The organism is Allobosea sp. Root670 (assembly GCF_001429415.1).
GTDB classification, from domain to species: domain Bacteria; phylum Pseudomonadota; class Alphaproteobacteria; order Rhizobiales; family Beijerinckiaceae; genus Allobosea; species Allobosea robiniae.
Genome location: NZ_LMJU01000002.1, coordinates 183485 through 208948, shown reverse-complemented (window position 1 = coordinate 208948; position 25464 = coordinate 183485). Strand labels below are relative to the sequence as shown.

The following is a 25464-nucleotide window of genomic DNA, read 5'->3' as shown; positions in this document are numbered from 1 at the left end:
GCGCCTCATTCTCCATCCGCAAGGGGATGGAGATCGCGGACCATGCTCTTCAGCCGCTCGTCGAGGACATGGGTGTAGATCTGTGTCGTCGCGATGTCGGCATGCCCCAGCAATTCCTGCACGACCCTGAGATCGGCGCCGTTCTGCAGGAGATGGCTGGCAAAGGCGTGGCGGAGCACATGCGGGCTTAAGCTCGCAACTGAGAGCCTCGCCGCCCCGGCCAGCGACTTGAGATCCCTGGCGAAGACCTGACGGGTCAGATACCCGCTCTCGCCGTCCGAGGGGAAGAGCCAGCGCCCCTCCACCTCTCCGGCCTCTTTCAAGGCAGCCAGCCAGTCACGCGCAGCCTGTCGCGCCGCGTCGTTCAGCGGCACCAGACGCTCCTTGTCGCCCTTGCCGCGCACGATCAGGAAGCGCTCACGCGTCGTCGCGGCCGATAAGGGCAGCGCAATCAGTTCCGAGACACGCAAGCCCGTGGCATAAAGCATCTCGACCAGGCAGCGCATGCGCAGGGCCTTGAGCCGCACGGCCTTCGTTATCCCCTCCCGCTCGCAAGCGGCCCGCGCGGCTTCCAGCAGGCGGTCGACATCCGCGACCGTCACCACTTTGGGCAGGGGGCGGCCGAGTCGCGGCCCGGCGATCGCGGCCGAAGGGTCGGTGCCGGCCAGCCCCTCCGTATAGAGGAAGCGATGGAACTGCCGCACGGCCGAGAGCCGGCGTGCCGCGGAGGAAGCCTTGAGTCCGCGCGCCGCGAGATCGGCAAGCCAGCCGCGGATATCCCCAGGCAGGGCGTCGCCCGGCGCCTTGCCGCCGAGGAATTCGAGATAATCTGTAATGTCGCGCTCATAGGCGTCGAGCGTGTTGCGCGCCGCGCCGCGCTCGGCCGCCAGCATGTCGAGGAAGGCATTCAGCCGCTGGCGCCCCAGCCGGCTCATTTCGGCTGTAGTTTGGCAGGCGGTACGATCTCGACCATCTCGCGCTGAACCGGCTGAACGAAGGTGACGAGCGCGACCATGCCCCCGAAGATCAGCCCGGCGATGATCGCGATGAAAGCCAGGAAACGGAACAGCGTCGGCACGTCGGGCGGACTCTCGCAATCGCTTGGAGTGCGCGCGATCCCGGCACCCGATTTGATTATCCCCGATCGCAACCGCGCCGCGCAAGGGCCGGCGGGCCACAGCCTCGTGCAAAGCGCGTGACAGGGGCATGACGCAGCGGCCGGCCGGTGCTACAGCCGTGCCGAGGATTGAAAGGTATCATGACCGCCGCCGCTTCCATCGCTGCCTCCGAAACGACCGATCTCCGCGCCATTCTCGGCGCGCGGGCCATCGTGCTCGTCGGCATGATGGGGTCCGGCAAGAGCTCCGTCGGCCGCCGGCTGGCGGCGCGCCTCGGCCTGCCCTTCGTCGATGCCGATACCGAGATCGAGACGGCCGCGCATATGACGATCCCGGAGATCTTCGCACAGCGCGGCGAGGCCGAGTTCCGCGAGGGCGAACGCCGGGTCATCAGCCGCGTCCTGACCACCCGCGCCCCGCTCGTGCTGGCGACCGGCGGCGGCGCCTTCATGAATGCCGAGACGCGCGAGCGCGTGAAGGAACTCGGCATCTCGGTCTGGCTCAAAGCCGAGCCCGACGTGCTGATGCGCCGCGTCCGCAAGCGCTCGAACCGGCCCTTGCTCCAGACCGCCGACCCGGAAGCGACCTTGCGCCGGATGCTGGCTGAGCGCGAGCCGGTCTATGCGCTCGCCGACATCACCATCCTGTCGAGCGACGAGCCTCACGAAGTCGTGGTCGGCGAAACCATCGCCGCATTGGGCGACTATCTCGGGCCGGTAGCCGGAGCGACAGCATCATGAACGCCACCATGTCCGACAAGACCGGCGCCCGCATCGTCGTCCCCGTCGCGCTCGAAGGCCGTGGCTACGATATCCATATCGGTCGCCACCAGCTCTGCGAGGCGGCCGCCCTGATCGCCGCCTTCGCGCCCGGCGCCAAGGCCGCCATCGTCACCGACGAGAGCGTCGCCGCCCTGCATGGCGCGGCTTTCGAGACCTGTCTGCAGCAGGAAGGCATCGCCGCGACCCGCATCACCATCCCGCCGGGAGAGGCGTCGAAATCCTATCCCCAGTTCGTTGCGCTCTGCGATGCGCTGCTGGCGGCGAAGATCGAGCGCAACGACCTCGTCATCGCCTTCGGCGGCGGCGTCGTCGGCGATCTCACCGGCTTCGCCGCGGCGGTTCTGCGGCGCGGCGTGCGCTTCGTGCAGGTGCCCACCACCCTGCTCTCCCAGGTCGATTCCTCGGTCGGCGGCAAGACCGGCATCAACTCGCCGCACGGCAAGAACCTGATCGGCGCCTTCCATCAGCCGGCTTTGGTCATCGCCGATACCGCCCTGCTGGACACGCTGAGCGAGCGCGAGTTCAAGGCCGGCTATGCCGAGGTCGTGAAATACGGGCTGATCGACGATCCCGCCTTCTTCGACTGGTGCGAGGTGAACTGGAGCCGCGTCATCGCCGGCGGCCCGGAACGCGACCACGCCGTCGCCATCTCCTGCCGCGCCAAGGCCGCCATCGTCGCCCGCGACGAACGCGAGGAAGGCGACCGCGCCCTGCTCAATCTCGGCCACACCTTCGCCCATGCGCTGGAGCGGCTGACGAATTACGATTCCGCCCGCCTCGTCCATGGCGAGGCCGTCGCCATCGGCCTGGCATTGGCTTTCCGCTTCTCGCAGCGTCTCGGCCTGTGCTCGGGACAGGATTCCGGCCGCGTCTCGCGCCATCTCGACCATGTCGGTCTGCCCAGCCGGTTGCAGCAGGTGCCGGGCGGAGCCGGCAGCGCCGAGGAGATCGTCAACGCCATGGCGCAGGACAAGAAGGTCAAGCGCGGCGTTCTGACCTTCATCCTCGCTCGCGGCATCGGCAAGAGCTTCATCGCGCCGGGCGTCGCGGCCGATGAGGTGCGCGCCTTCGTCGAAGCGGAACTCGCCGCCTGAGCCGGTTCAGGCAACACCGATCTTCGCCAGGAAGTCGGCGGCGCGATAACCGGGCTCCACGCCCTTCACGAGCATCGTCACACCGCGCGAATTTTCCGTCCGCAGCGGCAGGATCGCGCGATAGGCCGGCGAATCGTACCAGGCGCGCGCCCGCTCCATGTCGGGGAAGGCGATGATCACGAGATCGCCGGGCCACGGCCCCTCGACGATCTCCGGCGTCGCGCCATGGATCAGGAAGTGCCCGTCATAGGGTGCGAGCGTCCCGTCGATGCGCGCGATGTAGTCGATGATCTCGGCGCCGAGGCGGACATCCTGGAGATGGGCGATGGCATAGGCGGTCATGGTTCTCTCCTGCATCTGGCGGCCGGGAGGCCGTTCGTTGCGGAGGACCATGGCGACTCCAGCGCATGAGGTCGATTACCACCGGGGTAATCGTGCAGCTCCGGGGACTTGCCGCGACAGGCCCCCTCGGTTGCGGCGATCGCCCCCCGATCGCGCCCTATTTTTTCTCGTACTGGTCGAGCAGGGCCGCCCCGTCCGGGCCGACCCGGTGCCGCCAGTCCTCCACGGCGCCCCGCCCGGCCTTGGCCAGTGCCTGGGCCACGTCCGGCGGCACCTCGGCCCGGATCGCGACCTTGTTTGCTCGCATCCGTGCGTAATTTTCATCGAGCCGCGTGCGGATCGCCGTCCATTGCCGCGCTTCCGTCTCCTTCGCCGCCGCATCCACGATCTGTCGGAGATCGGCCGGCAGCGCCTCGTAAGCCGCGAGATTGACCGTCGCGAGCGAGATCGGCATCGCGTAGTTCACCTCGGTGAAATTCGGCAGAAAATCCCAGAGATTGCGCCCTGCCCCGCCATCGCCGGAGGAGAGCACGGCGACGACCGAGCCGTCCTTTACCTTGGGCATGGCATCGGCGAAGGAGAGGTTGGCCGCCTTGGCACCAGCCGCGTTCATCACGGCGGTCGAAGTCGCGTCATAGGTCCGGATCGACAGGCCCTGCAGGGCGGCGGCCGAATCGAGCGGCGCCTTCGACCAGATGCCCGAGGCCGGCCAGGGCGTCGTGTAGAGGATCTTCTGCCCGAATCCTGCAAGCTTCTTCGCGTAGGCGGGCCGCGCCAGATCGGTCAGGCGGCGCGCGTCGGCGATCGAGGTCGCGAGGAAAGGCAGCGAGGACAGGCCAAACAGCGGGTCGACCGCGCCGAGCGCACCGGCGAAGGCATCGCCGGCTGCGACCTCGCCCTTCTGCACGGCTGCGATCATCTGCGCCGACTTGATGCCGCGCTTGGCGTCGAAGCTCGGGTTGATCGTCAGGCGCCCGCCAGCCCGTTCATTGACCAGCCTGGCGAAACTCGCGACCCCTTCTCCGGGGATCGCGGTCTCCGGATATTCGGTCGGCATCTCCCAGCTGGTCTGCGCCAGCGCCGCCCCTGCGCCGAAGACGAGACTCGTAACGAGGAAACCGGCGGCCAGCCATCGCATGACAATTCCCCTCTGGTGCTTTGCCGGAGCATTCCAGCAAGAAGGGCGGGGGCCCGTCAATCCGCCCGCAATTTCTGCGCCAGCGGGCTCGGGACTTCGGCGATCGACTCGGAGGCCGGCTTGTCCGCCACCAGATACTGCGCCCGCGCCAGCGCCGCGAAGCGCCCGCCCTTGGCGACGAGCTCGTCGAAGGTGCCCATTTCCTCGACCTGCCCCTGCTCGAAGACGAGGATGCGGTCGGCATTGCGGATCGTCGCGAGGCGATGCGCGATGACGAAGGTCGTGCGGTCCTTCATCACCTCCTCCAGCGCCTTCTGCAGCTTGACCTCGGTCGCCGCGTCGAGCGCGGAGGTGGCTTCGTCGAGGATCAGCACCGGCGGGTTCTTGAGCAGCGCGCGGGCGATCGAGAAGCGTTGGCGCTCGCCGCCGGAGAGCGTGCGGCCGCGCTCGCCGACCAGCGTGTCGAGCCCGTCGACCTGGCGCGCCATCACTTCGGCCGCCTGGGCACGTTCCAGCGCCTGCATCATCTCGGCATCGGTCGCATCCGGCTTGCCGACCAGCAGGTTCTCGCGGATCGAGCGGGCGAACAGCATCGGCTCCTGGAAGACGACGCCGATATTGCGCCGGAGCGAGAGCAGCGAGATCTCGCGGATATCCATGCCGTCGACGGTGATCCGCCCTGATTGCGGATCAAAGGCGCGGTGCAGCAGGCCCAGCGTCGTCGACTTGCCCGAGCCGGTCGAGCCGACGACGGCGATCGTCTCGCCGGGCTTCACGGTGAAGGAGACGTCGCGCACCGCGGCGCGCTTGCCGTCATAGGAGAACGAGACGTCCTCGAAGGCGACGGCGCCCTCGAGCCGGCCGGGGTCCTTGGCATTGGGCAGGTCGCGCACGCTCGGCAGCGTGTCGAGCACCTCGAAGAACTCCCGCATCTTCGGCGCCTGCATGAAGATGAAATTCACGAAGCCGACGATCTGTTCGAGGCGCCCGACCAGCATCGTGGCGAAGCCCATGAAGGTGACGATCTCGCCGACCGTGGTCTGGCCGTGCATCAGGAGCCAGGTGCCGACGATAAAGATCAGGAGCACGGTCAGCGTTGCCGACGCGCGCGTCGCGACATTGGCCACCGCCCACCAGGACAGCACCGGCAATTGCGCGGCCAGCACATTGGCGATGGTCAAGCGCAGGCCGCGCACCTCCGCCTCGATGCGGGTGAAGCTCTGGATCACCGGTACGTTGCCGAGCGCGTCGGAAGCCCGTTCCGCCAGATTCGAATGATAGGCCTCGACATTGCTCTGCAAGCGATCGGTCTTGCGCAGCACGAAGGCGGTGAGCGAACCGAACAGCACGACGAGCGCGACCAGCAGCAGCCCGAGCTGCCAGTTCTTCCAGATCGTGAAGGGCAGGAGCACGAACAGTGCGACGGCCGAGGCGCAATGCTCGCGGAAGAAGGACAGCCACAGCCCCCACATCGCATTGGTGCCGTCGAGCATCACCTTGAGCACGCGGCCGGAATGGGTCTGGGTATGGTAGGCGAGCGGCAGGGTCAGTGCATGCTCGAAATATTCGGCCATCACCGTCAGGCGCGCGCGGTGGGCGAGCCTGTCGGCATGCAGCGCGACGAAGACGCCGAGCGCGATATTGGCGAGGCCGAAACCGACCCAGGCGACGATCAGCAGGTTGATGCTGGCCCATGTCAGGGTCCCGCCCGAAACCTGGATCGTGGTCAACCGGTCGATCAGCGCGCCGAACAGCATAGGCTCGGCGAAGGCGACCGCCGCCAGCACGATATTGGCGAGCGCCAGGATGATACCCAGCCGTTTTTCCGGGCCGAGTTCGCCGAGGACGCGGGCATAGAGCGAGAGCAGAGACATCGCGCCGAGCTTTAGCGAAACCGGCGCGCCGGGCAAGCGGTCAACCTTAACGCTTCGTTCAACCCACACCTCTTATGGTTTACGCACTGCGAAAGCCCGGCCCGCGCTCCGGAGCATCGCGTGGATCAGGATGTTGTCATGGATCTCGCCACCGGCGCAGGTATTCTGGGTGGCATCGCGACGATCGTCGCGCTGATCATGATCGATGGCGGCAATTTTGCCGCCTATTGGGACAAGCACGCGGCAATCATCATCTTCGGCGGCGCGAGCGCGGCCACGATGCTGCGTTTTCCCTTCTCGGTGATCGCGCATGGCCTGCCGATGGGTGTCCGCTTCGCCTTCACGATGCGTTCGATCCATCCGCGCGAGCTGATCGACGAGATCACCCGCGTCGCCGAGATCGCCCGCAAGAGCGGCCCCGTCGCCCTCGAGAGCGTAGAGGTCTCCGACCCGTTCCTGGCCCAGGGCCTGCGCTATATCGCTGACGGCTACGACAAGGATTTCATCCGCGACACGATGGAGCGCGACCGCGACAATTTCCTGCAGCGGCTCGACGAAGGCTCCAAGGTCTATCGCGCCATCGGCGACTGCGCCCCGGCCTGGGGCATGATCGGCACGATCCTTGGCATGGTGACGATGTTCGCCAACATGTCGGACCCATCGAGGCTCGGCCCGGCCATGGCGACAGCCCTGCTGGCGACGCTCTACGGCGCGATGGTCGCCAACATGTTCACGCTGCCGATCGCCGACAAGCTGCATATCAAGCTCGAGGAGGAGGAAATCTCCCGCACCTTGATCATCGACGGCGTATTGCAGATGCGCGACGCCAAGAGCCCGACGCTGGTTCGTGAGATGCTGCTCGCCTATCTGCCCGACCATCACCGCGCCGAAATGGTCGAAGCGGCATGATCGGGGCCTAGGGCCATGGCCAAGAAAAAACGCGGGGGACACGGCGGTCACGGCTGGTTCGTGACCTTCGCCGACCTGATGGCGCTGCTGATGGCGTTCTTCGTCATGGTCGCCGCCTATTCGAGCCAGGACAAGCAGAAGCTCCAGATCGTCGCCGGCTCGATGCGCGAAGCCTTCGGCACGCAGACGGACGTCCGCCTCGCCGGCATCGTCGAGCGCGACGGCATCCCGACCAAGAGCCACATCAAGAACGCCCATATCCGCCCGCTGGAGGACGCGACCGACACGCCCGGCCCGAGCCAGCACAACCAGAAGGACGACGGGCTGATGTCGGCGACCTTCGACCGTGGCTTCGCGCTCGCCGCCGCCTCGCTCAGGCAGGCCCTGCGCGACATGCCGGAGATTGCCGAGATTTCGCGCAACGTGTTGGTCGAGGTCTCGGAAGCTGGCATAGACATCCAGCTCGTCGACCAGGAAGGCCGCTCGATGTTCGCGGAGGGCTCGGCCCAGCCGAACGAGCGCATGCGCAAGGTGCTGGCCGCCGTCGCCCCGACGCTGCGCCAGATGCCCAACAAGATCGCCATCTCCGGCCACAGCGCCACGCCGAGACCGGGAGAAGCACCCGAGGGCGACCTCTGGGGCCTCTCCATCGCCCGCGCCAGTGCCGTGCGCGAGATCCTCGCCAATGCCGGCGTCCCGAACGAGCGCTTCCTCTCCGTTACCGGCCGCGGCGACACCGAGCCGCTGATCAAGGACAATCCCTATCTGCCCTATAATCGCCGGGTCGGGATCGTGCTCAAGGCCGAGGCGCCCGCTCTGCCGAACGGCTTCAGGCCTTAAGCACGCAAAGCGTCGGCCAGCGCCTCCGCCGTGACCTCGGCCATCGCCATCTGCAATTTGTAGGCGCGGGTCTTTTCGCCAGGCTTCATCACCAGGATCACCGTCTCGCTGCCCGGGCAGGCAGGATCGGCGCAGATGATCTCGTTGACGGCGATCGCCGCCGTCTCGGACAGGCCGAGATGCTCCCTGACCTGCACCTTCAATCGTTCGGCCGCAGCCTTGGCTTCGGCCTTCGCGTCGCCGCTCTTGCGGGTCTCAGCCTTGCCGAAGAGCCCGAAGCGCATCGCCGCTCAGTTCGGCAGCGTCAGCACGCCGGCCGCGCCATCCTCGGCGCCGAAGGCGAGCCGCTTGCCGGCCTTGTCCCAGGCGAAAGCGCTGATGCCGCTGTCGCGCAGCGCCGGCCGCACCAGCAATTCGGAACCGTCGGTCAGGCGGACCATCAGGATGCAGCCGTCATCATAGCCGATCGCCAGCACCAGCGCGCCAGGATGGAAGGCGACGCGGGTGACGCGGGCATGGCGCACGCCGCATTCGCGCGGCGCCTTGCCCTGCGGCCCGTCGCCCTGGAACGGCCAGACGATCGCGCCATCCGCGCCGCTGGAGGCGAGCCAGAGCCCGTCATGCGACCAGGACAGCGAGCGCGGCTTGGCCGGATAGCCGGTCATCCGCATATGGCCGGGCTTGTCGCCGAGCTTCCAGCCATGCAGCGCGTTCTCCTGCATCGAGGAAACCACGAAACGCCCGTCGGGCGACCAGACGACGTCGATATGCGAGCCCTTCCATTCCAGGAATTCCGGCTTCGCCTCGGTGTTCGGATACCAGAGCGAAACGCCGTTCATCTGGGCGATGGCGAGGCGATAGCCCTTCGGCGCGAAGACGAGGCCCTGCGGCGTGCTCGCGGCATCCAGCGTGCGGATGCGGCCCTTCTCGTCGCGGGCCTGCACGGTCTTGCCGGTATTCCAGGCGAGATTGCCCGAGGGCGACAGCGTGATCGCATCGATCCAGCGGCGCTTCTGGTCCTTCGCCAACTCCTCCGGCTCACCCTCGAAACGGGTGGCGACGACGCGTCCGTCATCGCCGCCGGTGATCAGGCGTTCGCCGTCGCCGGTGGCGCAAAGGATGCCGCCGGCATGGGCCTCGACGCCGTCCACGACGGCGCCGTCGCGCCAGCGCAGCACGCGCCCGTCGGCCAGCGCCAGCACGAGCCCTTGCTTCAGCCAGCGGACCGCGACGACATGCGTCTCCGCGGCAATCGGGGTGACATGCTCGCGCAGCGAGACGGGTGGGGTCATCGTTGTCATGACGCGGCTTTAACTCACGCCGCGCAGGCTTCAAACCCCTTGCGCAATTCGTTCTCGTTGAGATCGCGCCCGATGAAGACGAGGCGGCTCTCGCGCGTCTCGCCATCCTTCCAGTCGCGCTGCAGGTCGCCGTCCAGGATCATGTGTACGCCCTGGAAGACGAAGCGGCGCGGCTCGTTCTTGAAGGCCAGAATGCCCTTGGAACGCAGGATGTTCGGCCCCTGGATCTGGGTGAGGTCGTTGATCCACGGCATGAATTTCTCGGGATCGACATCGCCCGGCACCGTCAGCGAGATCGAGCGCACGTCCTCGGCATGGTGATGATGATGCCCGGATTCGAGGAAATCCGGCTCGATATCGAGGATGCGGTCGAGGTCGAAGGCGTTGCGGTCGAGCAGCGCGGCGATATCGACATTGGCGCGCTCGGCCTTGTGCAGCTTGGCATAGGGGTTGATGGCGCGGATCGCGGCCTCGACATCCGCCAGCTCTTCCGCCGTCACCAGATCGGTCTTGTTGAGCACGATGACGTCGGCGAAGGCGATCTGGTTCTTCGCTTCCGGCGCATCCTTCAGCCGGTCCTTCAGCCACTTGGCGTCGGTCACGGTGACGACCGCGTCGAGACGGGTGGCATCGCCGACATCCTGGTCGACGAAAAAGGTTTGGGCGACCGGCGCGGGATCGGCGAGACCGGTGGTCTCGACGATGATCGCGTCGAACTTGCCCTTGCGCTTCATCAGGCCGTCGAGAATGCGGATCAGGTCGCCGCGCACGGTGCAGCAGATGCAGCCGTTATTCATCTCGAAGATTTCCTCGTCGGCGCCGACGATGAGGTCGCCATCGATGCCGGCCTCGCCGAACTCGTTGACGATCACGGCGAATTTCTTGCCGTGGTCCTCGGTCAGGATGCGGTTGAGGAGCGTGGTCTTGCCGGCGCCCAGATAGCCGGTGAGCACCGTGACGGGGATTTTCTCGGACATGGCTTGACCTGAATGACTGCGACGCGACGAGGATGACACCGCCCGGTCAGGCCGGGCCGGCGGCGAGCGCCTTTTCGATTTCGCTTATATTGTGCTTCATCATCCGGATGTAAGTCCCCGCCGGCCCGCTCTCGGCCGAGAGCGCATCCGAATAGAGCCGGCCGCCGACCTTGGCGCCGCTCTCACGCGCGATCTGCTCGACAAGGCGCGGATTGGTGACGTTCTCGAGAAAGACCGCCCGAATCTTCTGCGCCTTCACCTGCCGGATGATGCGGGCGACATCCCTGGCGGAAGCCTCGGCCTCGGTCGAAACGCCCTGCGGCGCGACGAAGGCGATGCCATAGGCCTTCACGAAATAGCCGAAGGCGTCATGGGTGGTGATCGCCTTGCGTCGCTCGGCCGGGATGCGGGCGATGGCGGCTTTCACCTCGCCTTCGAGTTTGTCGAGCTCGGCGAGATAGGCCGTGGCATTGGCCTCATAGCTCGCCTTGCCCGCCGGATCGGCTGCGCTCAGCGCATCCCTGATGTTGGCGACATAGAGTTTTGCATTGGCGACGCTCTGCCAGGCATGCGGATCGTCATGGCCATGGGCATGCGCATGGCCGCCCTTGCCCTTGTCGTCATGGTCGTCATCGGCTTCGAGCGGGGTGATGCCCTTCGTCGCCTCGGCCATGGTCGCCTTGGTGCCGGACGACTTCACGAGACGCGGCAGCCAACCCTCGAAATGCAGGCCGTTGACGAGGACGAGCTTGGCCGCAGCCATCGCCTTCGCATCGGCGGGCGTCGGCGAATAGACATGTGCGTCGCCATCAGGCCCGACCAGCGTGATCACGCTGACGCGATCACCGCCGATCTGCCGGGCGAAATCGCCGAGGATCGAGAAGCTCGCGACGACCGGCAGCTTCTCCTGCGCAAAAGCGCCGAACGGCGTGGCGACTGCGGCAAGCCCGAAAGCGAGGCCAGCTACGAAAGCGCGACGGTTGGGCATGGGCGACTCCAGAATATGTAACGATATAACGTTTCTATCTCTGGAGATGGGTGCGAGGCAAGAGGCGTCGTGCAAGTCCGTCCTGCGAGCCGAACAGGAGCGAGCCGATATAGATCGCCCCCGCGGCGAGGATGATCGACGGCCCCGCCGGCAGGCTCGACCCCGCCGCATAGGACACGACCAGCCCGGCATAGCCGGAGACCATGCCGAAGCCGGCTGCGAGCAGCAGCAGGCGCGTGATATCGGCCGTCCAGAAACGCGCCGCGGCAGCCGGCAACATCATCATGCCGACGGCAAGCAAGGTCCCCAGCGCATGGAAACCCGCGACGAGATTGAGCACGACGAGCGCCAGGAAGGTCAGGTGGACGACGCCGCCCGAGCGGCTGACCGAACGCAGGAAGCCGGGATCGACGCATTCCAGCACCAATGGCCGATAGAGCGCCGCCAGCGACAAGAGCGACACGGTCGCGACGCCGGCGAGCAGGATCAGCACCTGGTCGTCGAGCGCCAGCACATTGCCGAACAGCACATGCAGCAGGTCGATCGCCGAGCCCCGGAGCGAGACGATGGTGACGCCGAGCGCCAGCGAGATCAGGTAGAAGGCGGCGAGCGAGGCGTCTTCCTTGAGGACGGTCGCGCGCGCCACCGCGCCTGCCGCCAGCGCCACCGCGAAGCCGGCCGCGAGCCCACCGATCGTCATCGCCGGCAGCGAGAATCCCGCAACGAGATAACCCAGAGCCGCGCCGGGCAGGATGGCATGCGCCATGGCGTCGCCGGTCAGGCTCATCCGCCGGAGCATCAGGAAGACGCCGATCGGCGCGCCCGAGACGGAAAGCGCGACCACGCCGACAAGCGCGCGGCGCATGAAGTCGAATTCGGCGAAGGGGCCGATGAGAAGGTCGTAGAACATCGGCTTGGCCTGTTTGGGCGGATCAGGCGGCGTCGCGCTGGCAGGGAACGGCGTGGCTGTCGAAGGCCTCGACCATGCGCCGCGCCTTCAGCAGGTTCTCGGGCGTCAGCACGGTCGCGGTCTCGCCCCAGGCCACGGCTTCGCGCGCCAGCAGCAGCGTCTGCGGGAAGGCCTGCCTGACCGTCTCGATATCGTGCAGCACGGCCACGACCGTGCGGCTCTCGCCATGCCAGCGCCGCACCAGCTCCAGCAGATCGGCGGTGGTGCGGGCATCGATCGCGGTGAAGGGCTCGTCGAGCAGGATCACGTCGGCATCCTGCAGCAGGAGCCGTGCGAACAGCGCCCGCTGCATCTGTCCACCGGAGAGCGTGCCGATCGGCCGGCGCTCGAAGCCTGTGAGTCCCACGGCCGCAATGGCGTGCTCGATCTTGTGAGCGGCCCCCGCACCGATCCGGCCGAAGATGCCGGCGCGATTCCACAGGCCCATGGCGACGAGATCATAGACATGGATCGGGAAGGAGCGGTCGAGATCGGCCGATTGCGGGAGATAGGCGAGCCGCTTGCCCCTGGCGAGCGCAACGCCGCCCGAGAGTGGCGCGAGTGCCCCGGCAATGCCCTTGAGCAAGGTCGACTTGCCGGCGCCGTTCGGCCCGACGATGGCGGTCAAACTGCCGGTCTCGATCTCGCCGGAGAGGTGATGCACCGCCGGATGGCGGTCATAGCCCAGCGTCAGGTCGGTCAGGCGGATGGCGGACATGATGCTACTCGATCACAGGATCACGGCCAGGGTCGCCAGCCAGAGCAAGGCGACGACGACAGCGGCCAATCCCACGCGCGTTCCCGCCGACAGACGCAGCAGCGACCACCCCGGAGCTTCCGAGGCGGCGCGATGCGTGTGAGGAGCGTGCGCGTGAGCCATAAGAAATGATATAATGTTACGCTCACGCCGGGGCAAGCGCGATTCCGCGCCCGTCCCCGCTCAGAACGGCAGGTACTGGTAGAGCCAGGTCTCGGTCAGCACGGTATCGCCCGCCTTGAGATAGCAGCGCATCTCGACCGGCTCGCTGCCGGCGACGGTGAGGTCGAACTGGGCGCGCCAATGGCCGGAGACGTCGTCCGGAACCGCTTCGGTGAAGACATAGGAGAAGCTGCCGCGCGAGGTCGAGAGCACCACCTCCGGCTTCGTGCCGAAGGGGATCGCCTCCAGCGCCGGGCCGAGGAACTCGACCATGAACTTGCGCACGCCCCGCGGCCGCGCCGTCCCCGGCTGGCCGCCATTGCCGAGCCGCATCGCGACGACCCGCCCCAGCTTCGTCGGGAAGGGCTCGTCGGAGAGCCAGTGCAGCGTGTAGCGGAAATTATAGGCGTTGCCGGCCTTGGCTGGCGCCTCCGGCACCCACATCGCCACGATATTGTCGTGAATCTCATCGTCGGTCGGGATCTCGATGAGTTGCACCGAGCCCCTGCCCCACTGCCCGTCCGTCTCGACCCAAAGGCTCGGACGGCGCTCGTAATGCACGCCGTCGAGATAATGCCCGGTCTCGCGGTCGCGCTGCATCAGCCCGAAACCGCGCGGGTCGCTGTCGACGAAGGACGAGGCCATGGTGTGCGGGGGATTGTTCAGGGAGCGCCAGGCGCGCTCGCCCGAACCGGTCCAGAGCCCGAGCCCGTCGGAATCATGCACCTCGGGGCGCCAGTCGACCGCCGTCTGCTTGACCGTCTCGGAATACCAGAACATCGAGGTCAGCGGCGCGATACCGAGCCGCGAGACGTCCTTGCGCAGATTGAGCGCGGTCTCGATCTGCATGGTGACGCCCTTGCCGCGATGCATGCGGAAGCGATAGGCGCCGGCCAGGCTCGGCCCTGAAAGCAGCGCATGGACCACGACATGTTCGGCGCCCGCCTGCGGGGTTTCCAGCCAGATATGGGTGAAATCGGGGAATTCCTCGGCCTTGCCGGAGACCGCCGGGTCGATCGCGACGCCGCGCGCCGACAGGCCGTACTGATAGAGTTCGCCGATGGCACGGAAATAGGAGGCGCCGAGAAAGGCGACCCAGTCGTTCGTCTTCCAGTCGAGCGCCTCGCCGTTGCGTCCGGGATGGCCGCTGCGGCTTTCCTGGAGGCGGAAGCCGGCGAAGCCCGCTCCGGCGGGGAGTTCGCGCGCCGGCGAGCTGACGGGCATCTCGAAATAGCTGGCGTCGTAGACGATCTCGCGCGCCTTTCCGTCATCGACGACATGCATCCTGACCGGCTTCTGGAAGAAGCGGCCGAGATGGAAGAAGGTCACCGGCCAGGGCGAGGGACCATTCGCCCAGAGCGCCGCTTCCGGCTTGAACCGGATCTTGCCATGGGCCTCGTAATCGATCCGCCGCATCACCTCGGGCCGCGGATTCGGCGGCGCCTCATAGGGCTTGGCCGCCATCTCCTTCGCCCGCGCCTTCAGGGCTTCGAAGCTGAATTCCCTGGCTTCGCCGAGCTTGAGCCCCTGCTGCGCCAGGGCTTCCGGCGCAAAGCCGAGCGCGGCAAGCGTCGCTGTCGCGCCCGCACCGGCGAGAAGAGTCCGTCGGTCGAGGCGAAGCCCCTGGCTGCTACCCTGCTCGGCGCGGTCCTGCATGTCGTTCCTGGTCATTCGTTGCTCGGAAGCGCAGCCAGACCGCCCATGGCGAAGTGACCGTGCGAAACCGGAGATAGGCAGCCGATCATGGCGAAACCAGTCCGGCCCTTGGGCTAAAGGCGGACTGCCACCTGTTGTCGAACGCTTTCCCTTTCCGGTTCAGCATGCTCTAAAAACGCGACAACTGGCCGCATGAGCCGGAGCGACCCTCAGGGAGATGTCATGAAAGCACAGTTCTGCAGCCGTCTTGCCGGCTTTGCCGCCGCCGTTGCGCTGGTCGCCGCGCCGGTCACCGCCAGCGCTCAGGAGTTCATCAACATCCTGACCGGCGGCACCTCCGGCGTTTATTATCCGATGGGCGTCGCGCTCTCGAAGATCTATGGCGAGAAGATCCAGAACGTCCGACCGACCGTGCAGGCGACCAAGGCCTCGGTCGAGAATCTCGTGCTGCTGCAGCAGGGCCGCGGCGAGATCGCCTTCACGCTGGGCGATTCGCTCGACGCCGCCTGGAAGGGCGACGAGGAAGCCGGCTTCAAGGCGCCGCTGAAGAAGCTGCGCGGCGTCACCGCGATCTATCCGAACTACGTCCAGATCGTCGCCTCGAAGGAGAGCGGCATCAAGACGCTGGCCGATCTCAAGGGCAAGCGCCTCTCGGTCGGCGCGCCGAAATCCGGCACCGAGCTCAACGCCCGCGCGATCCTCGCCGCCGCCGGCATCACCTACAAGGATCTCGGCAAGATCGAGTACCTGCCCTTCGCCGAATCGGTCGAGCTGATGAAGAACCGCCAGCTCGACGCCACCCTGCAATCGGCGGGCCTCGGCGTCGCCTCGCTGCGCGATCTCTCGACCTCGGTCGAGATCAATGTCGTCGAGGTGCCGAAGGCCGTCATCGACAAGGCCGGCCCGCCCTTCATCAGCGCCCCGATCCCGGCCAATACCTATACCGGCCAGAGCGCGGCGGTGAACACGGCTGCCGTGGTCAACTACCTCGTCACCCATGAGGGCGTGAAGGAGGAGCTGGTCTACCAGATGACGAAGGCGATCTTCGAGAATCTCGGCGAGCTGGCCGCCTCGCATGCGGCCGGCAAGGAGATCAAGCTGGAGAAGGCGCTCGACGGCATGCCGGTCCCGCTGCATCCGGGCGCCGCGCGCTATCTCAAGGAAAAGGGCCTGAAGACCGGCTCGTAAGCGTGTGTCATCCCGAGTCTGCGCTGCAGCCTGTAACGCTGCTGCGCAGACTCGGGACCGCACGACGAGAAGGCGCCTCTTTCTGAAGACGATCCCGCATCTGCACCGCAGCGCTTACGCGCGGCGGCGCGTGCGCGATGACAAAGTGTTACCGGCAGGATCTGGACGATGACCACCACCGCCGCCGAAACCGACCAGTTGGAAACCCTCTCCGGTGCGAAGCCGGGCGAGGTCGAGCACGCCGATCTGGACAATTTCGAGCATGGCTTCCCGCCCGGCTTCGGCCCCGGCGGCTGGGGCCTGTTCGCCTATGGGCTGGCGCTCGCCTTCGCCGCCTTCCAGATTGCGGTCTCCGCCTGGAACTTCCTGCCGAGCCAGGCGGCGCGCGGCGTCCATGTCGGCTTCCTGCTGCTGCTCTCCTTCGGCCTCATCGCCAATTTCAGGGCCAAGGACACGCCCGGCCGCCTGCTCGGCTGGGCGCTCGGCATCCTCGGCTTCGGCATCGGCCTCTATCAGTGGATTTTCTACGCGGACCTGATCCTGCGCGACGGCGATCCCTCGACGCTCGATCTCGTCGTCGGCACGCTCCTGATCGTGCTGATCTTCGAGGCGGCCCGCCGTTTGATGGGCAACGCCCTGCCGATCATGTGCGGCGTCTGCCTGCTCTACTGGTTCTTCGGCCAGTATCTGCCCGCGCCCTTCAACCATCGCGGCTACGGCTTCGACCAGATCATCGGCCACCTCTCCTTCGGCACGGAAGGCTTCTACGGCACGCCGATCTACGTCTCCGCGACCTATATCTTCCTGTTCATCGTCTTCGGCTCCTTCCTCGAGAAGGCCGGGATGATCCACCTCTTCAACGATGTCTCGCTCGGCCTCTTCGGCGGCGCGCGCGGCGGCCCGGCCAAGGTCGCCGTGGTCTCGTCGGGCATGATGGGCATGATCTCCGGCTCCGGCGTCGCCAATGTCGTCACCGTCGGCCAGTTCACCATTCCGCTGATGATCAAGTTCGGCTATCGGCGCGCCTTCGCCGCCGGCGTCGAGGCCACGGCCTCGATGGGCGGCCAGATCATGCCGCCGGTGATGGGCGCCGTCGCCTTCATCATGGCCGAGACGCTGGGCGTGCCCTATGCCGAAATCGTCAAGGCCGCGGCGATCCCGGCCGTGCTCTATTTCGCCTCGGCCTTCTGGATGGTGCATCTGGAAGCGGGCAAATACGGCCTCAAGGGTATCGAGCGCTCCATGCTGCCGAGCCCGCTCAAGGCCCTGCGCGAGCGCTGGTATCTGGCGCTGCCGCTCGCCGTGCTGGTCTTCATGCTGTTCCACGGCTTCACGCCGCTCTTCGCCGGCACGATGGGCCTGGCATTGACCGTCGGGCTCCTGCTTGGCGCCGGCATCACGGCCGGCTTCAGCACGCACACGCTGCGCATCATCTTCTGGGTCGGGCTCGGGCTCATCGCCGCCGCGCTCTTCCGCGAGGGCATGGATATCCGCATCGTCGCCGGCCTGATCGCGGTCCTGGTCCTCGCCAACGCCTTCACGCTCGGCGGGCGCACGACGCTGGCGATCAGCCGCGACGCGCTGGCCGACAGCGCCAAGACGGCGCTGCCGGTCGGCATCGCCTGCGCCATCGTCGGCACCATTATCGGCCTGATGACGCAGACCGGCATCGGCACCACCTTCGGCGCCTGGATCATCGGGCTCGGCCAGCACAGCCTGTTCCTGGCCCTGATCCTGACGATGATCCTGTCGATCCTGCTCGGCACCGGCATCCCGACGATCCCGACCTATATCATCGTCGCCGCGCTCGCCGCCCCCGCGCTGGAGAAGCTCGGCGTGCCGCTGATCGTCAGCCACATGTTCGCCTTCTACTATGGCATCATGGCCGACCTCTCGCCGCCGGTGGCGCTGGCAGCGCTCGCCGCCGCACCGATCGCCAAGGAAAACCCCGACAAGATCGGCTGGGAGGCGATGCGCGTCGCGCTCGCCGGCTATGTCATCCCCTTCATCGCCGTCTATTCGCCGGCGCTGATGCTGCAGCAGGGTGATCCGATGGCGAACGTCATCGGCTTCTGGCCGGCCGTGGTCTACGCCACCTTCAAGGCGACGATCGCCATCGGCCTCTTCGGCATGGTCGCGATCGGCTGGCTGTTCGGCCGCCTGACCGTGGTCGAGCGCGTGCTCTGCTTCGGCGCCGCCGTGCTGCTCTTCGGCGAGTTCGCCTATAGCGACCCGCTCGGCTATGCGCTGGCTATCGCCATCGTCGGGCGGCACTGGCTGGCCGCGCGCAAGGCAGAGACGGCCGTCGCATGAGCCTTTGCCTCGCGGCCGGCGCGCTCGTGGTAGCGCTCGGCACGGGCGAGATCACGCTGGGCTGGCGCCATTCGGTGCAGAAGACGCTCTGGGAAGAGGTCTGGCGGGAAACGCCCGCCGGCCTGGAGATCGTCGAGGCCCGGATCGAAGGCTCGGGCGCCGGCATGGACCCGCCCGATGGCGCGAAGCTCGTGGGCGGCTTCTGGCGCTGGCATCCGGCGCTGCCGCCGCTCAAGGACGTGGTGATGCGCCGCTCGGGCGCGACGGCCGACTGGCGCATCTGCACGGCATCGGGCTGCCGTCCGATGGGAGACTATCTCCCGGCGGATGCCGATCCGGTCACGCTGAAGATCTGCGATTGATAGGAAAGGCCGAAGGCCTCAATCGACCTCGGTCAGATGCTCGATCTTGAGCATGCGGCGCATCAGGTTGACGATGCCGTAGGCCGCGAAGACCGAGAAGATCGCCATCATGATGTATTCGAAGATGGTGCCGAGCTCGAACAGGCCCGCCAGCGCCCAGCCAGCCGCCAGCGCCACGCCGAGGAGCTCGACCGCGATCAGAATCCCGAACGAGGTGACCATGATCAGGTTGCGCCAGTTGGTATGCCGTCCGGCCATGCTGTCCTTCCTTCACGCGAGCACCTCAAGCGGTCATGCGCCCCACGCACCTAGCGGAGCTTGCCGCCCCATGCAACAAATTCGCGCCCCTTGCCCAGATGGGCACGATCTGCGCGCTTGAAAAGTCCTGATGCTGGATACGCCTGTCTTCGCTTCCGCCGCCGTGGCGGCCCCTCACCGCCTCGCCTCCGAAGCGGGCCGGGCTGTTCTGGCCGAAGGCGGCAACGCCATCGAGGCCATGGTCGCGATGGCCGCGACGATCGCCGTGGTCTATCCGCATATGAACGCCATCGGCGGCGACGGCTTCTGGCTGGTGCATGAGCCCGGCGGGAAGATGCACGGCATCGAGGCCTGCGGCCCGGCCGGCTCACTCGCCACGATCGAGCGCTACCGTGGCAAGGGTTATGACGTCCTGCCTGCGCGCGGGCCGGAAGCGGCCCTGACCGTCGCCGGCGCCGTCGGCGGCTGGCAGCTCGCCCTCGATCTCTCCCGCGCGCTCGGCGGCCGCATGCCGCTGCGGGAATTGCTGATCGATGCGATCACGCATTGCCGCGAGGGCTATGCGGTCTCGGATTCCGAATTGGGCAACAAGCCCAACGAACTGGAGGCCCTGAAGTCCGCCCCCGGCTTCGTCTCCAGCTTCTGGATCGATGGCGCCCCGCCCAGGCCCGGCGCCCGCCGCAAGCCGGAGGCGCTCGGCGCCGCCCTGCAGCAGCTCGCCGATGCCGGCCTCGACGATTTCTACCGCGGCGATGTCGGCCGCGAGATCGCCGCCGATCTGGAGCGCATCGGCGCCCCCGTCACGCGCACCGACCTCGAACGCTATCACGCACGCTCCGTCGCACCCCTCTCGCTGAAGCTGCCCGGTCTGACCGTCGCCAACCTGCCGCCGCCGACGCAAGGGTTGGCCTCGCTGATGATCCTCGGCATCTTCGAGCGGCTCGGCCCCTGGAAGCTCGACTCGTTCGAGCATCATCACGGCCTGATCGAGGCGACGAAGCGCGCCTTCGCGATCCGCGACCGCTACGTCACCGACCCGACCGAGCTCGACCACCCGCCCGCCGAGTTCCTGACCGAGGCCGCGCTGGCCCGAGAGGCTGCCGTCATCGATATGAAGCGGGCTGCAAAGCTGCCGCTGCGCCATGGCGACGGCGACACGATCTGGATGGGTGCGATCGACGGCAAGGGCCTCGCCGTCTCCTATATCCAGTCGATCTACTGGGAATACGGCTCCGGCTGCGTGCTGCCGGCGACCGGCATCCACTGGCAGAATCGCGGCGTCTCCTTCTCGCTCGACAAGAATGCGGCCAATCCGCTGAGGCCCGGCCGCAAGCCCTTCCACACGCTGAACCCAGCGCTTGCCCGCTTCGACGACGGGCGCGTCCTGCCCTATGGTTCGATGGGCGGCGACGGCCAGCCGCAGTTCCAGGCGCAGATCCTGACGCGCTACCGCGCCGGCCAGAGCCTCGCCGCGGCGGTCGATGCGCCGCGCTGGCTTTTCGGCAAGACCTGGGGGGCAGGCTCGACCAGCCTCAAGTTCGAGGATCGATTCGACCCGTCGCTGCTGGAGCGGCTCGATGCCGCCGGCCACCCGGTCGAGGAAAGCGGCCTCGCCTATTCCGAGGGCTTCGGCCATGCCGGCATGCTGGTGAAGCACGCCAGGGGCCAGGTCGAAGCCGTGCATGATCCGCGTTCCGATGGCGATGCGAGGGGGCTCTGACGCATGACTTTCGACGATCCGTTCCGCTGCTTCCTTCCCTATCCCGACGCCGAGGTGAAGCATGCCGTCGCCGGCCCGCTCGCCGGGCTGACGCTGGCGGTGAAGGATCTCTTCGACATCAAGGGCTACCCGACCGGCGCGGGCTCGCCGCTGGTGCTGGCGCAGTCCGGCATCAAGGCCAAGACGGCCCCGATCGTGAAGGACCTGCTCAAGGCCGGCGCCCGCTTCGTCGGCAAGACCCATACCGACGAACTCGCCTTCTCGCTGAACGGCCAGAACGCCCATTTCGGCTCGCCGATCAATCCGGCGGCGCCCGACCGGATCACCGGCGGCTCCTCCTGCGGTTCGATGGCAGCGGTCGCCGGGCGCCTCGCCGATATCGCTCTCGGATCGGACACCGGCGGCTCGGTCCGCGCGCCGGCGAGCTATGGCGGCCTCTTCGGCATCCGGCCGAGCCACGGCCGGCTCTCGCTGAAGCGCACCTGGCCGCTGGCGGCAAGTCTCGACACGCCCGGCTGGTTCGCTCGCGACGGCGAGACCTTCGCCCGCGTCGCCAATGTCCTGTTCGGCCCCGACAAGACGGAACTCCCGGAGGCGCCGCGCCTCCTGATGGCCGACGACATGTTCGCCCAGGCCGTGCCCGAGGCGGAGACGATCCTGCGCAATGTCGTGCAGCGCACGGTTCCGGCGCTCGGCCAACCCGAGGGCATCAAGCTCGTCCGCGATCTCGACCCGCTCTACTGGGCCTTCCGCTGGATCCAGGGCCGCGAAGCTTGGGCTTCGGACGGCCCGATGATCGAACGCTTCAGCCCCCCGCTCGGGCCCGGCGTGAAGGAGCGCTTCGCCTTCTCGAAGGCGGTGACCGACTCCGAATATGCCAAGGGCGAATCCACCCGAAAATCCGTCCGCACCAGGCTTTCGCGCCTGCTCGGCCAGGATGGCGTGCTGATCCTGCCGACCATGCCGGATATCGCGCCGCTGATCGCCGCGAAGGAGCCTGAACTGGAGGATTTCCGCAACCGGGCGCTGCGCCTGCTCTGCCTTGCGGGCTTGTCCGGCTTCCCGCAGATCACGATTCCCGTGGCGCAGCGCGAGGGCGCCCCGCTCGGCCTGTCGCTGATCGGACCGAAGGGCTCCGACCGCTCGCTCGTCGCCTTCGCGGTGCGCTATGAGCGCGCCGCCCGTATCCGGATCGCCTGAGAGGAGACCGCCATGAGCGGACATCATCACCACGATCACGACCACGACAACCACTTCACCGCCATCGAGGCGCGGGTGAAGGCGCTGGAAACGCTGATGGTCCAGAAAGGCTATGTCGACCCGGCCGCTCTCGACGCGATCATCGACACCTACGAGACCAGGATCGGCCCGCGTGATGGCGCCCGCATCGTCGCAAAAGCCTGGACCGATCCGGCCTTCGCCGAGCGCCTGAAAGCGGACGGCACCGCGGCAGTCGGCGAGCTCGGCTATGGCGGGCGCGGCGGCGAGCATATCGTCGCCTGCTTCAACACGCCCGAGCAGCACAACCTCATCGTCTGTACCCTCTGCTCCTGCTATCCGTGGCCGGTGCTCGGACTGCCGCCGGTCTGGTACAAATCCCCGCCCTATCGCGCCAAGGCGGTGATCGACCCGCGCGGCACCATCGCCGATTTCGGTGTGACGCTTCCGGAGAACCAGCGCGTCCGCGTCTGGGATTCGACCGCCGAGACCCGCTTCATCGTCATCCCGATGCGGCCCGCCGGCACCGAAGGCTGGAGCGAGGAGAAGCTGGCAAGCATCGTCTCCCGCGATTCCATGATCGGCACCGGCCTTCCTCGCGTGGAGGACGCCGCATGAACAGCGCCCACGACCTCGGCGGCCAGATGGGTTTCGGGCCGGTCGTTCCCGAGCCGAACGAGCCCGTCTTCCATGGCGACTGGGAGAAGCGCGTGCTCGCGATCAATGTCGCGGCCGGCGCGATGGGCGCCTGGTCGATCGACGAGATCCGCCATGCCCGCGAGAGCCTGCCGCCGGCGCAGTATCTCTCCTCGACCTATTACGAGATCTGGCTGGCAGCGCTCGACAAGGTTCTGGTCAAGCACGGCTTCCTGAGCACGGACGAACTCGCCAGCGGCAGGCCCGCGCCCGAGCGCCGCGAGCCTAAGCGCGTGCTCAAGGGCGAGGAGGTCGCGGGCGTCCTGCGCCGCGGTTTCCCCTATGAGCGCGACAGCAAGGCCCCGGCGCGCTTCACTGTAGGCGACAGGGTCCGCACCATCGTGATGCATCCGCAGCACCATACCCGCCTGCCGCGCTATGCCCGCGGCAAGACCGGCGTGGTCGAGCGCATCACCGGCTGCCATGTCTTCCCCGACACGGGTGCGCAGGGGCAGCCCGAGACGGCGCAATGGCTCTACACGGTGGTTTTCGACGGTCGCGAACTCTGGGGCCGCGACGCCGATCCAAAATCAACCGTCAGCATCGAGGCCTGGGAGAGCTATCTTGAACCGGCCTGAGACCGATCTGGCGGCGGCATTGGCCGCCGACACGCCGATCCCGCGCGATGCCGAGGGACCGATCTTCGCCGAACCCTGGCAGGCGCAGGCCTTCGCGCTGGTCGTCGAACTCCAGAACAAGGGCGTCTTCACCGCCGATGAATGGGCGCAGGCGCTCGGTGCCGAAATCCGCGAGGCGCTCGCGGCCGGCGGCTGCAAGGACGGCTCGGATTATTACGAGCGCTGGTGCGAGGCGCTGGAGCACTTGCTGATCGCGAAGGGGCTGACCTCCCATGACGGCGTCGACGCGCTCGCCGCCTCATGGGCCCGCGCCGCCGAAGCGACACCGCATGGCAAGCCGATCCTGCTGGAGAACGACCCGCTACGGAGCTGAGTCTCAGCTCCCTGCCCCGCCGATCCAGAGACCGGTGAACAGCGCCGCGCCGAGCACGGCGACGAAGGCGGCTGCCAGCAATTCGAGCCCCGCGATCAATCGCGCCGAGCGCAGGCTGCCGCCGCCGGCGAATTTCAGTGCCGCGAACTTGAAGAAGACGGCGAAGGCCGCCAGCGCCCCGGTGGTGAGCGCCGTGCCCAAGGCCATGGCGAAGGTCGCGGCGATACCGGCCCAGAACAGCCCCTGCGCATTGGCGAAGACGAGGATGATCAGCGCTCCCGCGCAGGGCCGTGCACCGGCCGCGACGACGACGCCGGCCATGTCGCGCCAGCCGGCGAGCCGCGAGACCTGCTCGGCATCGGGCATATGGACATGGTCGCAGGCCGCAGGATCATGCGCCCCGCCGCCCTCCAGCCGGACCAGAGCGCCCGCCTTGCGCCAGAGCATCAAGAGCCCCACCAGTGCGACCAGCAGGAAGCTGCCCTGCTCGATCACGGTCGTCGCGGCGTTCATCTGCATCGCGGTCACCCGCAGCAGCAGCGTCGCCACACTCACGATCGCGATCGCGACCAAGGCCTGCAGGAGTGCGGCAGCAAAGCTCAAGCCAAGGCCCCGCTTCAGGCTGCGATTATCGGCGACGATATAGCCGGAGATCACCGCCTTGCCGTGACCGGGCCCGGCCGCATGGAAGACACCATAGCCGAAGGAGAGCCCGAGCAGGCCCCAGAGCGCAGCCGGCGCGGTCGCGATCGCCTTCAGCGTCGCCGTGAGCTCGCGATAGAAGCTCGACTGCCAGGCGATCAGCACCGCGCCGAAACTGGTCGTGGAGGGCAGAGCCTCGCGCGGCAAGGCCGTGCCGAAGGGATTGCGCGGCGGAGGCGGCGGAGGTGGGCTCACGCTCGCGATCAGCAGGGCGAGCAGCGCAACCACGCCCCCGACCAGCAACAGCGCCAGCGCACAGGCGATCAGGCGCCGCGACAGCGTCGCAGCGGCCGGACGCGCTGTCTCGGCCGATGTCACGGACATGCCACCAGCGCCCGTGTCGTCACCTCGAGCCCACTGACATCGGGCGTCGCGGTGATATCGGCCTCGGCGAGGCGCTTCTGCGTGGCGTCGTCGAGCTTGGGCGGCCGGTTGACCCGCACGACACAGCCCTGCGGCGCGCCCTTGGTCACCACCGCGTCAGGCGCGTCGACGATATCGAAGGCGACGAAATAGGTGGGGTCGCCGATCTCGATGCCGAAGGAACGCGCCTTGGCCGGGGTCTTCAGCGGCAGCGTGAAGACCAGCGTCAACACCTTGTCGGCGTAGGACATGACCTGCTCGCCGGGCGTGCCGAATTCCTGCTTGCGGCCGTTGAGCTTGGCGGCGGTGAAGAACTCGACATCGGGCAGCGATTCGACATTGATCTTGGCGAGTTCGGCCAGCTCGTCGGAGGTCAGCTTGCCGTCGCCGTTCTTGTCGAGGCCTTGTGTGATATAGGCCGAATAGGCCTCATCGAAGCTCCAGTGATGCCGGATCGCCTGCACCGATCCGTCAGCCGTGAAGACGATTTCCGCCTTGGCATTGACGAAGACATGCGGATGCGCAGCCGCCGGCCCGGCCGCGATGGCGGCCAGCAGGAGCCCGAACAGGGCCGTAAGATGCGCGCGTCGCGTCAAAGGCGAACCCTCCGTGATCCCCGTGGTCTGCGTGGATCATGGTTAAGCGATCGTCAACGAGCGCTTCGTCACGCCTGATCGCTGCGACAGCCATCCCTGCCAAACGGGGCCAAATCGCGGCGCTCCTCCCGTGGCGCACAGCGGCCGTTCCCGCAAACTGCTGGACCCCGCCTCGAAAACTGGAATGATACCAGATCAATTGACCGCCCC

Annotated in this window: 27 protein-coding genes; 12 read left to right on the top strand and 15 right to left on the bottom strand. The window is 67.2% G+C overall.

Annotated elements, in window-relative coordinates; genetic code table 11:
• Window positions 1-5: 5 nt before the first annotated feature.
• Together ASE61_RS06715 and ASE61_RS06710 are read right to left on the bottom strand one after the other, a co-directional pair.
• Entirely contained in the window at window positions 6-935 is a 930-nt protein-coding gene (locus ASE61_RS06715) for a site-specific tyrosine recombinase XerD (RefSeq protein ID WP_061965986.1), read from the bottom strand.
• Window positions 932-1078 (bottom strand): hypothetical protein, encoded by a 147-nt coding sequence (locus ASE61_RS06710; RefSeq protein WP_061965984.1) that lies wholly within the window; start codon window positions 1076-1078, stop codon window positions 932-934. Before ASE61_RS06710 ends, ASE61_RS06715 begins: the two co-directional genes overlap by 4 nt.
• Before the next feature lie 177 nt (window positions 1079-1255).
• On the opposite strand from ASE61_RS06710, the gene ASE61_RS06705 reads away from it, so the two are divergent.
• Both ASE61_RS06705 and aroB read left to right on the top strand, forming a co-directional pair.
• The gene (locus ASE61_RS06705) at window positions 1256-1858 is read left to right on the top strand and encodes a shikimate kinase (RefSeq protein WP_413813527.1); all 603 of its coding nucleotides are present in this window, start codon (window positions 1256-1258) and stop codon (window positions 1856-1858) included.
• Window positions 1855-2994, top strand: a complete 1140-nt coding sequence (gene aroB, locus ASE61_RS06700) for a 3-dehydroquinate synthase (RefSeq protein WP_244492745.1) — start codon at window positions 1855-1857, stop codon at window positions 2992-2994. The genes ASE61_RS06705 and aroB overlap by 4 nt, the downstream gene beginning before the upstream one ends.
• Window positions 2995-3000: 6 nt before the next feature.
• On the opposite strand, the gene ASE61_RS06695 is transcribed toward aroB, so the two are convergent.
• From ASE61_RS06695 to ASE61_RS06685, 3 genes are all read right to left on the bottom strand, one after another.
• Window positions 3001-3336, bottom strand: a complete 336-nt coding sequence (locus ASE61_RS06695; protein WP_061966080.1) for a DUF1330 domain-containing protein — start codon at window positions 3334-3336, stop codon at window positions 3001-3003.
• Window positions 3337-3493: 157 nt separating this feature from the next.
• The gene (locus tag ASE61_RS06690; protein ID WP_061965978.1) at window positions 3494-4474 is read right to left on the bottom strand and encodes a TRAP transporter substrate-binding protein; all 981 of its coding nucleotides are present in this window, start codon (window positions 4472-4474) and stop codon (window positions 3494-3496) included.
• A gap of 56 nt (window positions 4475-4530) precedes the next feature.
• Window positions 4531-6348, bottom strand: a complete 1818-nt coding sequence (locus tag ASE61_RS06685) for a glucan ABC transporter ATP-binding protein/ permease (RefSeq protein WP_061966078.1) — start codon at window positions 6346-6348, stop codon at window positions 4531-4533.
• A 138-nt stretch (window positions 6349-6486) separates the two neighbouring features.
• On the opposite strand from ASE61_RS06685, the gene ASE61_RS06680 reads away from it, so the two are divergent.
• Together ASE61_RS06680 and ASE61_RS06675 are read left to right on the top strand one after the other, a co-directional pair.
• Window positions 6487-7257, top strand: coding sequence for a motility protein A (locus tag ASE61_RS06680; RefSeq protein ID WP_061965977.1), 771 nt, complete (start codon window positions 6487-6489; stop codon window positions 7255-7257).
• Between the two features lie 15 nt (window positions 7258-7272).
• Entirely contained in the window at window positions 7273-8097 is an 825-nt protein-coding gene (locus ASE61_RS06675) for a flagellar motor protein MotB (protein ID WP_061965976.1), read from the top strand.
• On the opposite strand, the gene ASE61_RS06670 is transcribed toward ASE61_RS06675, so the two are convergent.
• The 7 genes from ASE61_RS06670 to ASE61_RS06640 all read right to left on the bottom strand — a co-directional run bounded on the left by ASE61_RS06670 (window position 8094) and on the right by ASE61_RS06640 (window position 14902).
• A complete protein-coding gene (locus ASE61_RS06670) occupies window positions 8094-8381 on the bottom strand; it encodes a hypothetical protein (RefSeq protein WP_061965974.1) in 288 nt (95 codons plus the stop codon). The genes ASE61_RS06675 and ASE61_RS06670 overlap by 4 nt on opposite strands.
• A gap of 6 nt (window positions 8382-8387) precedes the next feature.
• Window positions 8388-9398, bottom strand: a complete 1011-nt coding sequence (locus ASE61_RS06665; protein ID WP_061965972.1) for a WD40 repeat domain-containing protein — start codon at window positions 9396-9398, stop codon at window positions 8388-8390.
• Window positions 9399-9412: 14 nt separating this feature from the next.
• Window positions 9413-10375 carry a CobW family GTP-binding protein gene (locus tag ASE61_RS06660; protein ID WP_061965970.1) on the bottom strand — a complete coding sequence of 321 codons (963 nt, stop codon included), beginning with the start codon at window positions 10373-10375 and terminating at the stop codon, window positions 9413-9415.
• 46 nt (window positions 10376-10421) lie between these two features.
• The gene (locus ASE61_RS06655; protein ID WP_061965968.1) at window positions 10422-11363 is read right to left on the bottom strand and encodes a metal ABC transporter substrate-binding protein; all 942 of its coding nucleotides are present in this window, start codon (window positions 11361-11363) and stop codon (window positions 10422-10424) included.
• Window positions 11364-11397: 34 nt separating this feature from the next.
• A complete protein-coding gene (locus ASE61_RS06650) occupies window positions 11398-12273 on the bottom strand; it encodes a metal ABC transporter permease (RefSeq protein ID WP_061965966.1) in 876 nt (291 codons plus the stop codon).
• A 22-nt stretch (window positions 12274-12295) separates the two neighbouring features.
• A complete protein-coding gene (gene aztA, locus ASE61_RS06645; protein WP_061965964.1) occupies window positions 12296-13030 on the bottom strand; it encodes a zinc ABC transporter ATP-binding protein AztA in 735 nt (244 codons plus the stop codon).
• A 222-nt stretch (window positions 13031-13252) separates the two neighbouring features.
• Window positions 13253-14902, bottom strand: a complete 1650-nt coding sequence (locus ASE61_RS06640; protein ID WP_244492744.1) for a glucan biosynthesis protein — start codon at window positions 14900-14902, stop codon at window positions 13253-13255.
• A gap of 207 nt (window positions 14903-15109) precedes the next feature.
• Between ASE61_RS06640 and ASE61_RS06635 the strand changes: the two genes are divergently transcribed.
• The 3 genes from ASE61_RS06635 to ASE61_RS06625 all read left to right on the top strand — a co-directional run bounded on the left by ASE61_RS06635 (window position 15110) and on the right by ASE61_RS06625 (window position 18750).
• Window positions 15110-16075 (top strand): TAXI family TRAP transporter solute-binding subunit, encoded by a 966-nt coding sequence (locus ASE61_RS06635; RefSeq protein WP_061965960.1) that lies wholly within the window; start codon window positions 15110-15112, stop codon window positions 16073-16075.
• Window positions 16076-16243: 168 nt separating this feature from the next.
• Window positions 16244-18388, top strand: a complete 2145-nt coding sequence (locus tag ASE61_RS06630; protein ID WP_082617256.1) for a TRAP transporter permease — start codon at window positions 16244-16246, stop codon at window positions 18386-18388.
• A complete protein-coding gene (locus tag ASE61_RS06625) occupies window positions 18385-18750 on the top strand; it encodes a DUF1850 domain-containing protein (protein ID WP_061965958.1) in 366 nt (121 codons plus the stop codon). Before ASE61_RS06630 ends, ASE61_RS06625 begins: the two co-directional genes overlap by 4 nt.
• 18 nt (window positions 18751-18768) lie before the next feature.
• Here ASE61_RS06625 and ASE61_RS06620 read toward each other — a convergent pair whose 3' ends face one another.
• Window positions 18769-19008, bottom strand: coding sequence for a hypothetical protein (locus ASE61_RS06620; RefSeq protein ID WP_061965956.1), 240 nt, complete (start codon window positions 19006-19008; stop codon window positions 18769-18771).
• Window positions 19009-19138: 130 nt separating this feature from the next.
• On the opposite strand from ASE61_RS06620, the gene ASE61_RS06615 reads away from it, so the two are divergent.
• From ASE61_RS06615 to ASE61_RS06595, 5 genes are read left to right on the top strand one after another with little or no spacing between them, the layout of a single operon-like run.
• The gene (locus ASE61_RS06615; RefSeq protein ID WP_061965955.1) at window positions 19139-20728 is read left to right on the top strand and encodes a gamma-glutamyltransferase family protein; all 1590 of its coding nucleotides are present in this window, start codon (window positions 19139-19141) and stop codon (window positions 20726-20728) included.
• Window positions 20729-20731: 3 nt separating this feature from the next.
• Complete coding sequence (locus ASE61_RS06610) at window positions 20732-21928, top strand: amidase (protein WP_061965953.1); 1197 nt, start codon at window positions 20732-20734, stop codon at window positions 21926-21928.
• 12 nt (window positions 21929-21940) lie between these two features.
• Entirely contained in the window at window positions 21941-22564 is a 624-nt protein-coding gene (gene nthA, locus ASE61_RS06605) for a nitrile hydratase subunit alpha (RefSeq protein WP_061965951.1), read from the top strand.
• Complete coding sequence (gene nthB / locus ASE61_RS06600; RefSeq protein ID WP_061965949.1) at window positions 22561-23220, top strand: nitrile hydratase subunit beta; 660 nt, start codon at window positions 22561-22563, stop codon at window positions 23218-23220. Before nthA ends, nthB begins: the two co-directional genes overlap by 4 nt.
• On the top strand, window positions 23207-23593 hold the full coding sequence (locus ASE61_RS06595; RefSeq protein WP_061965947.1) for a nitrile hydratase accessory protein: 387 nt from the start codon (window positions 23207-23209) through the stop codon (window positions 23591-23593). The genes nthB and ASE61_RS06595 overlap by 14 nt, the downstream gene beginning before the upstream one ends.
• Before the next feature lie 3 nt (window positions 23594-23596).
• On the opposite strand, the gene ASE61_RS06590 is transcribed toward ASE61_RS06595, so the two are convergent.
• Window positions 23597-24619: a nickel/cobalt transporter gene (locus ASE61_RS06590; RefSeq protein ID WP_061965945.1), complete on the bottom strand. Its 1023-nt coding sequence runs from the start codon at window positions 24617-24619 to the stop codon at window positions 23597-23599.
• A complete protein-coding gene (locus ASE61_RS06585; protein WP_061965942.1) occupies window positions 24610-25254 on the bottom strand; it encodes a DUF1007 family protein in 645 nt (214 codons plus the stop codon). Before ASE61_RS06585 ends, ASE61_RS06590 begins: the two co-directional genes overlap by 10 nt.
• Between the last annotated feature and the right edge of the window lie 210 nt (window positions 25255-25464).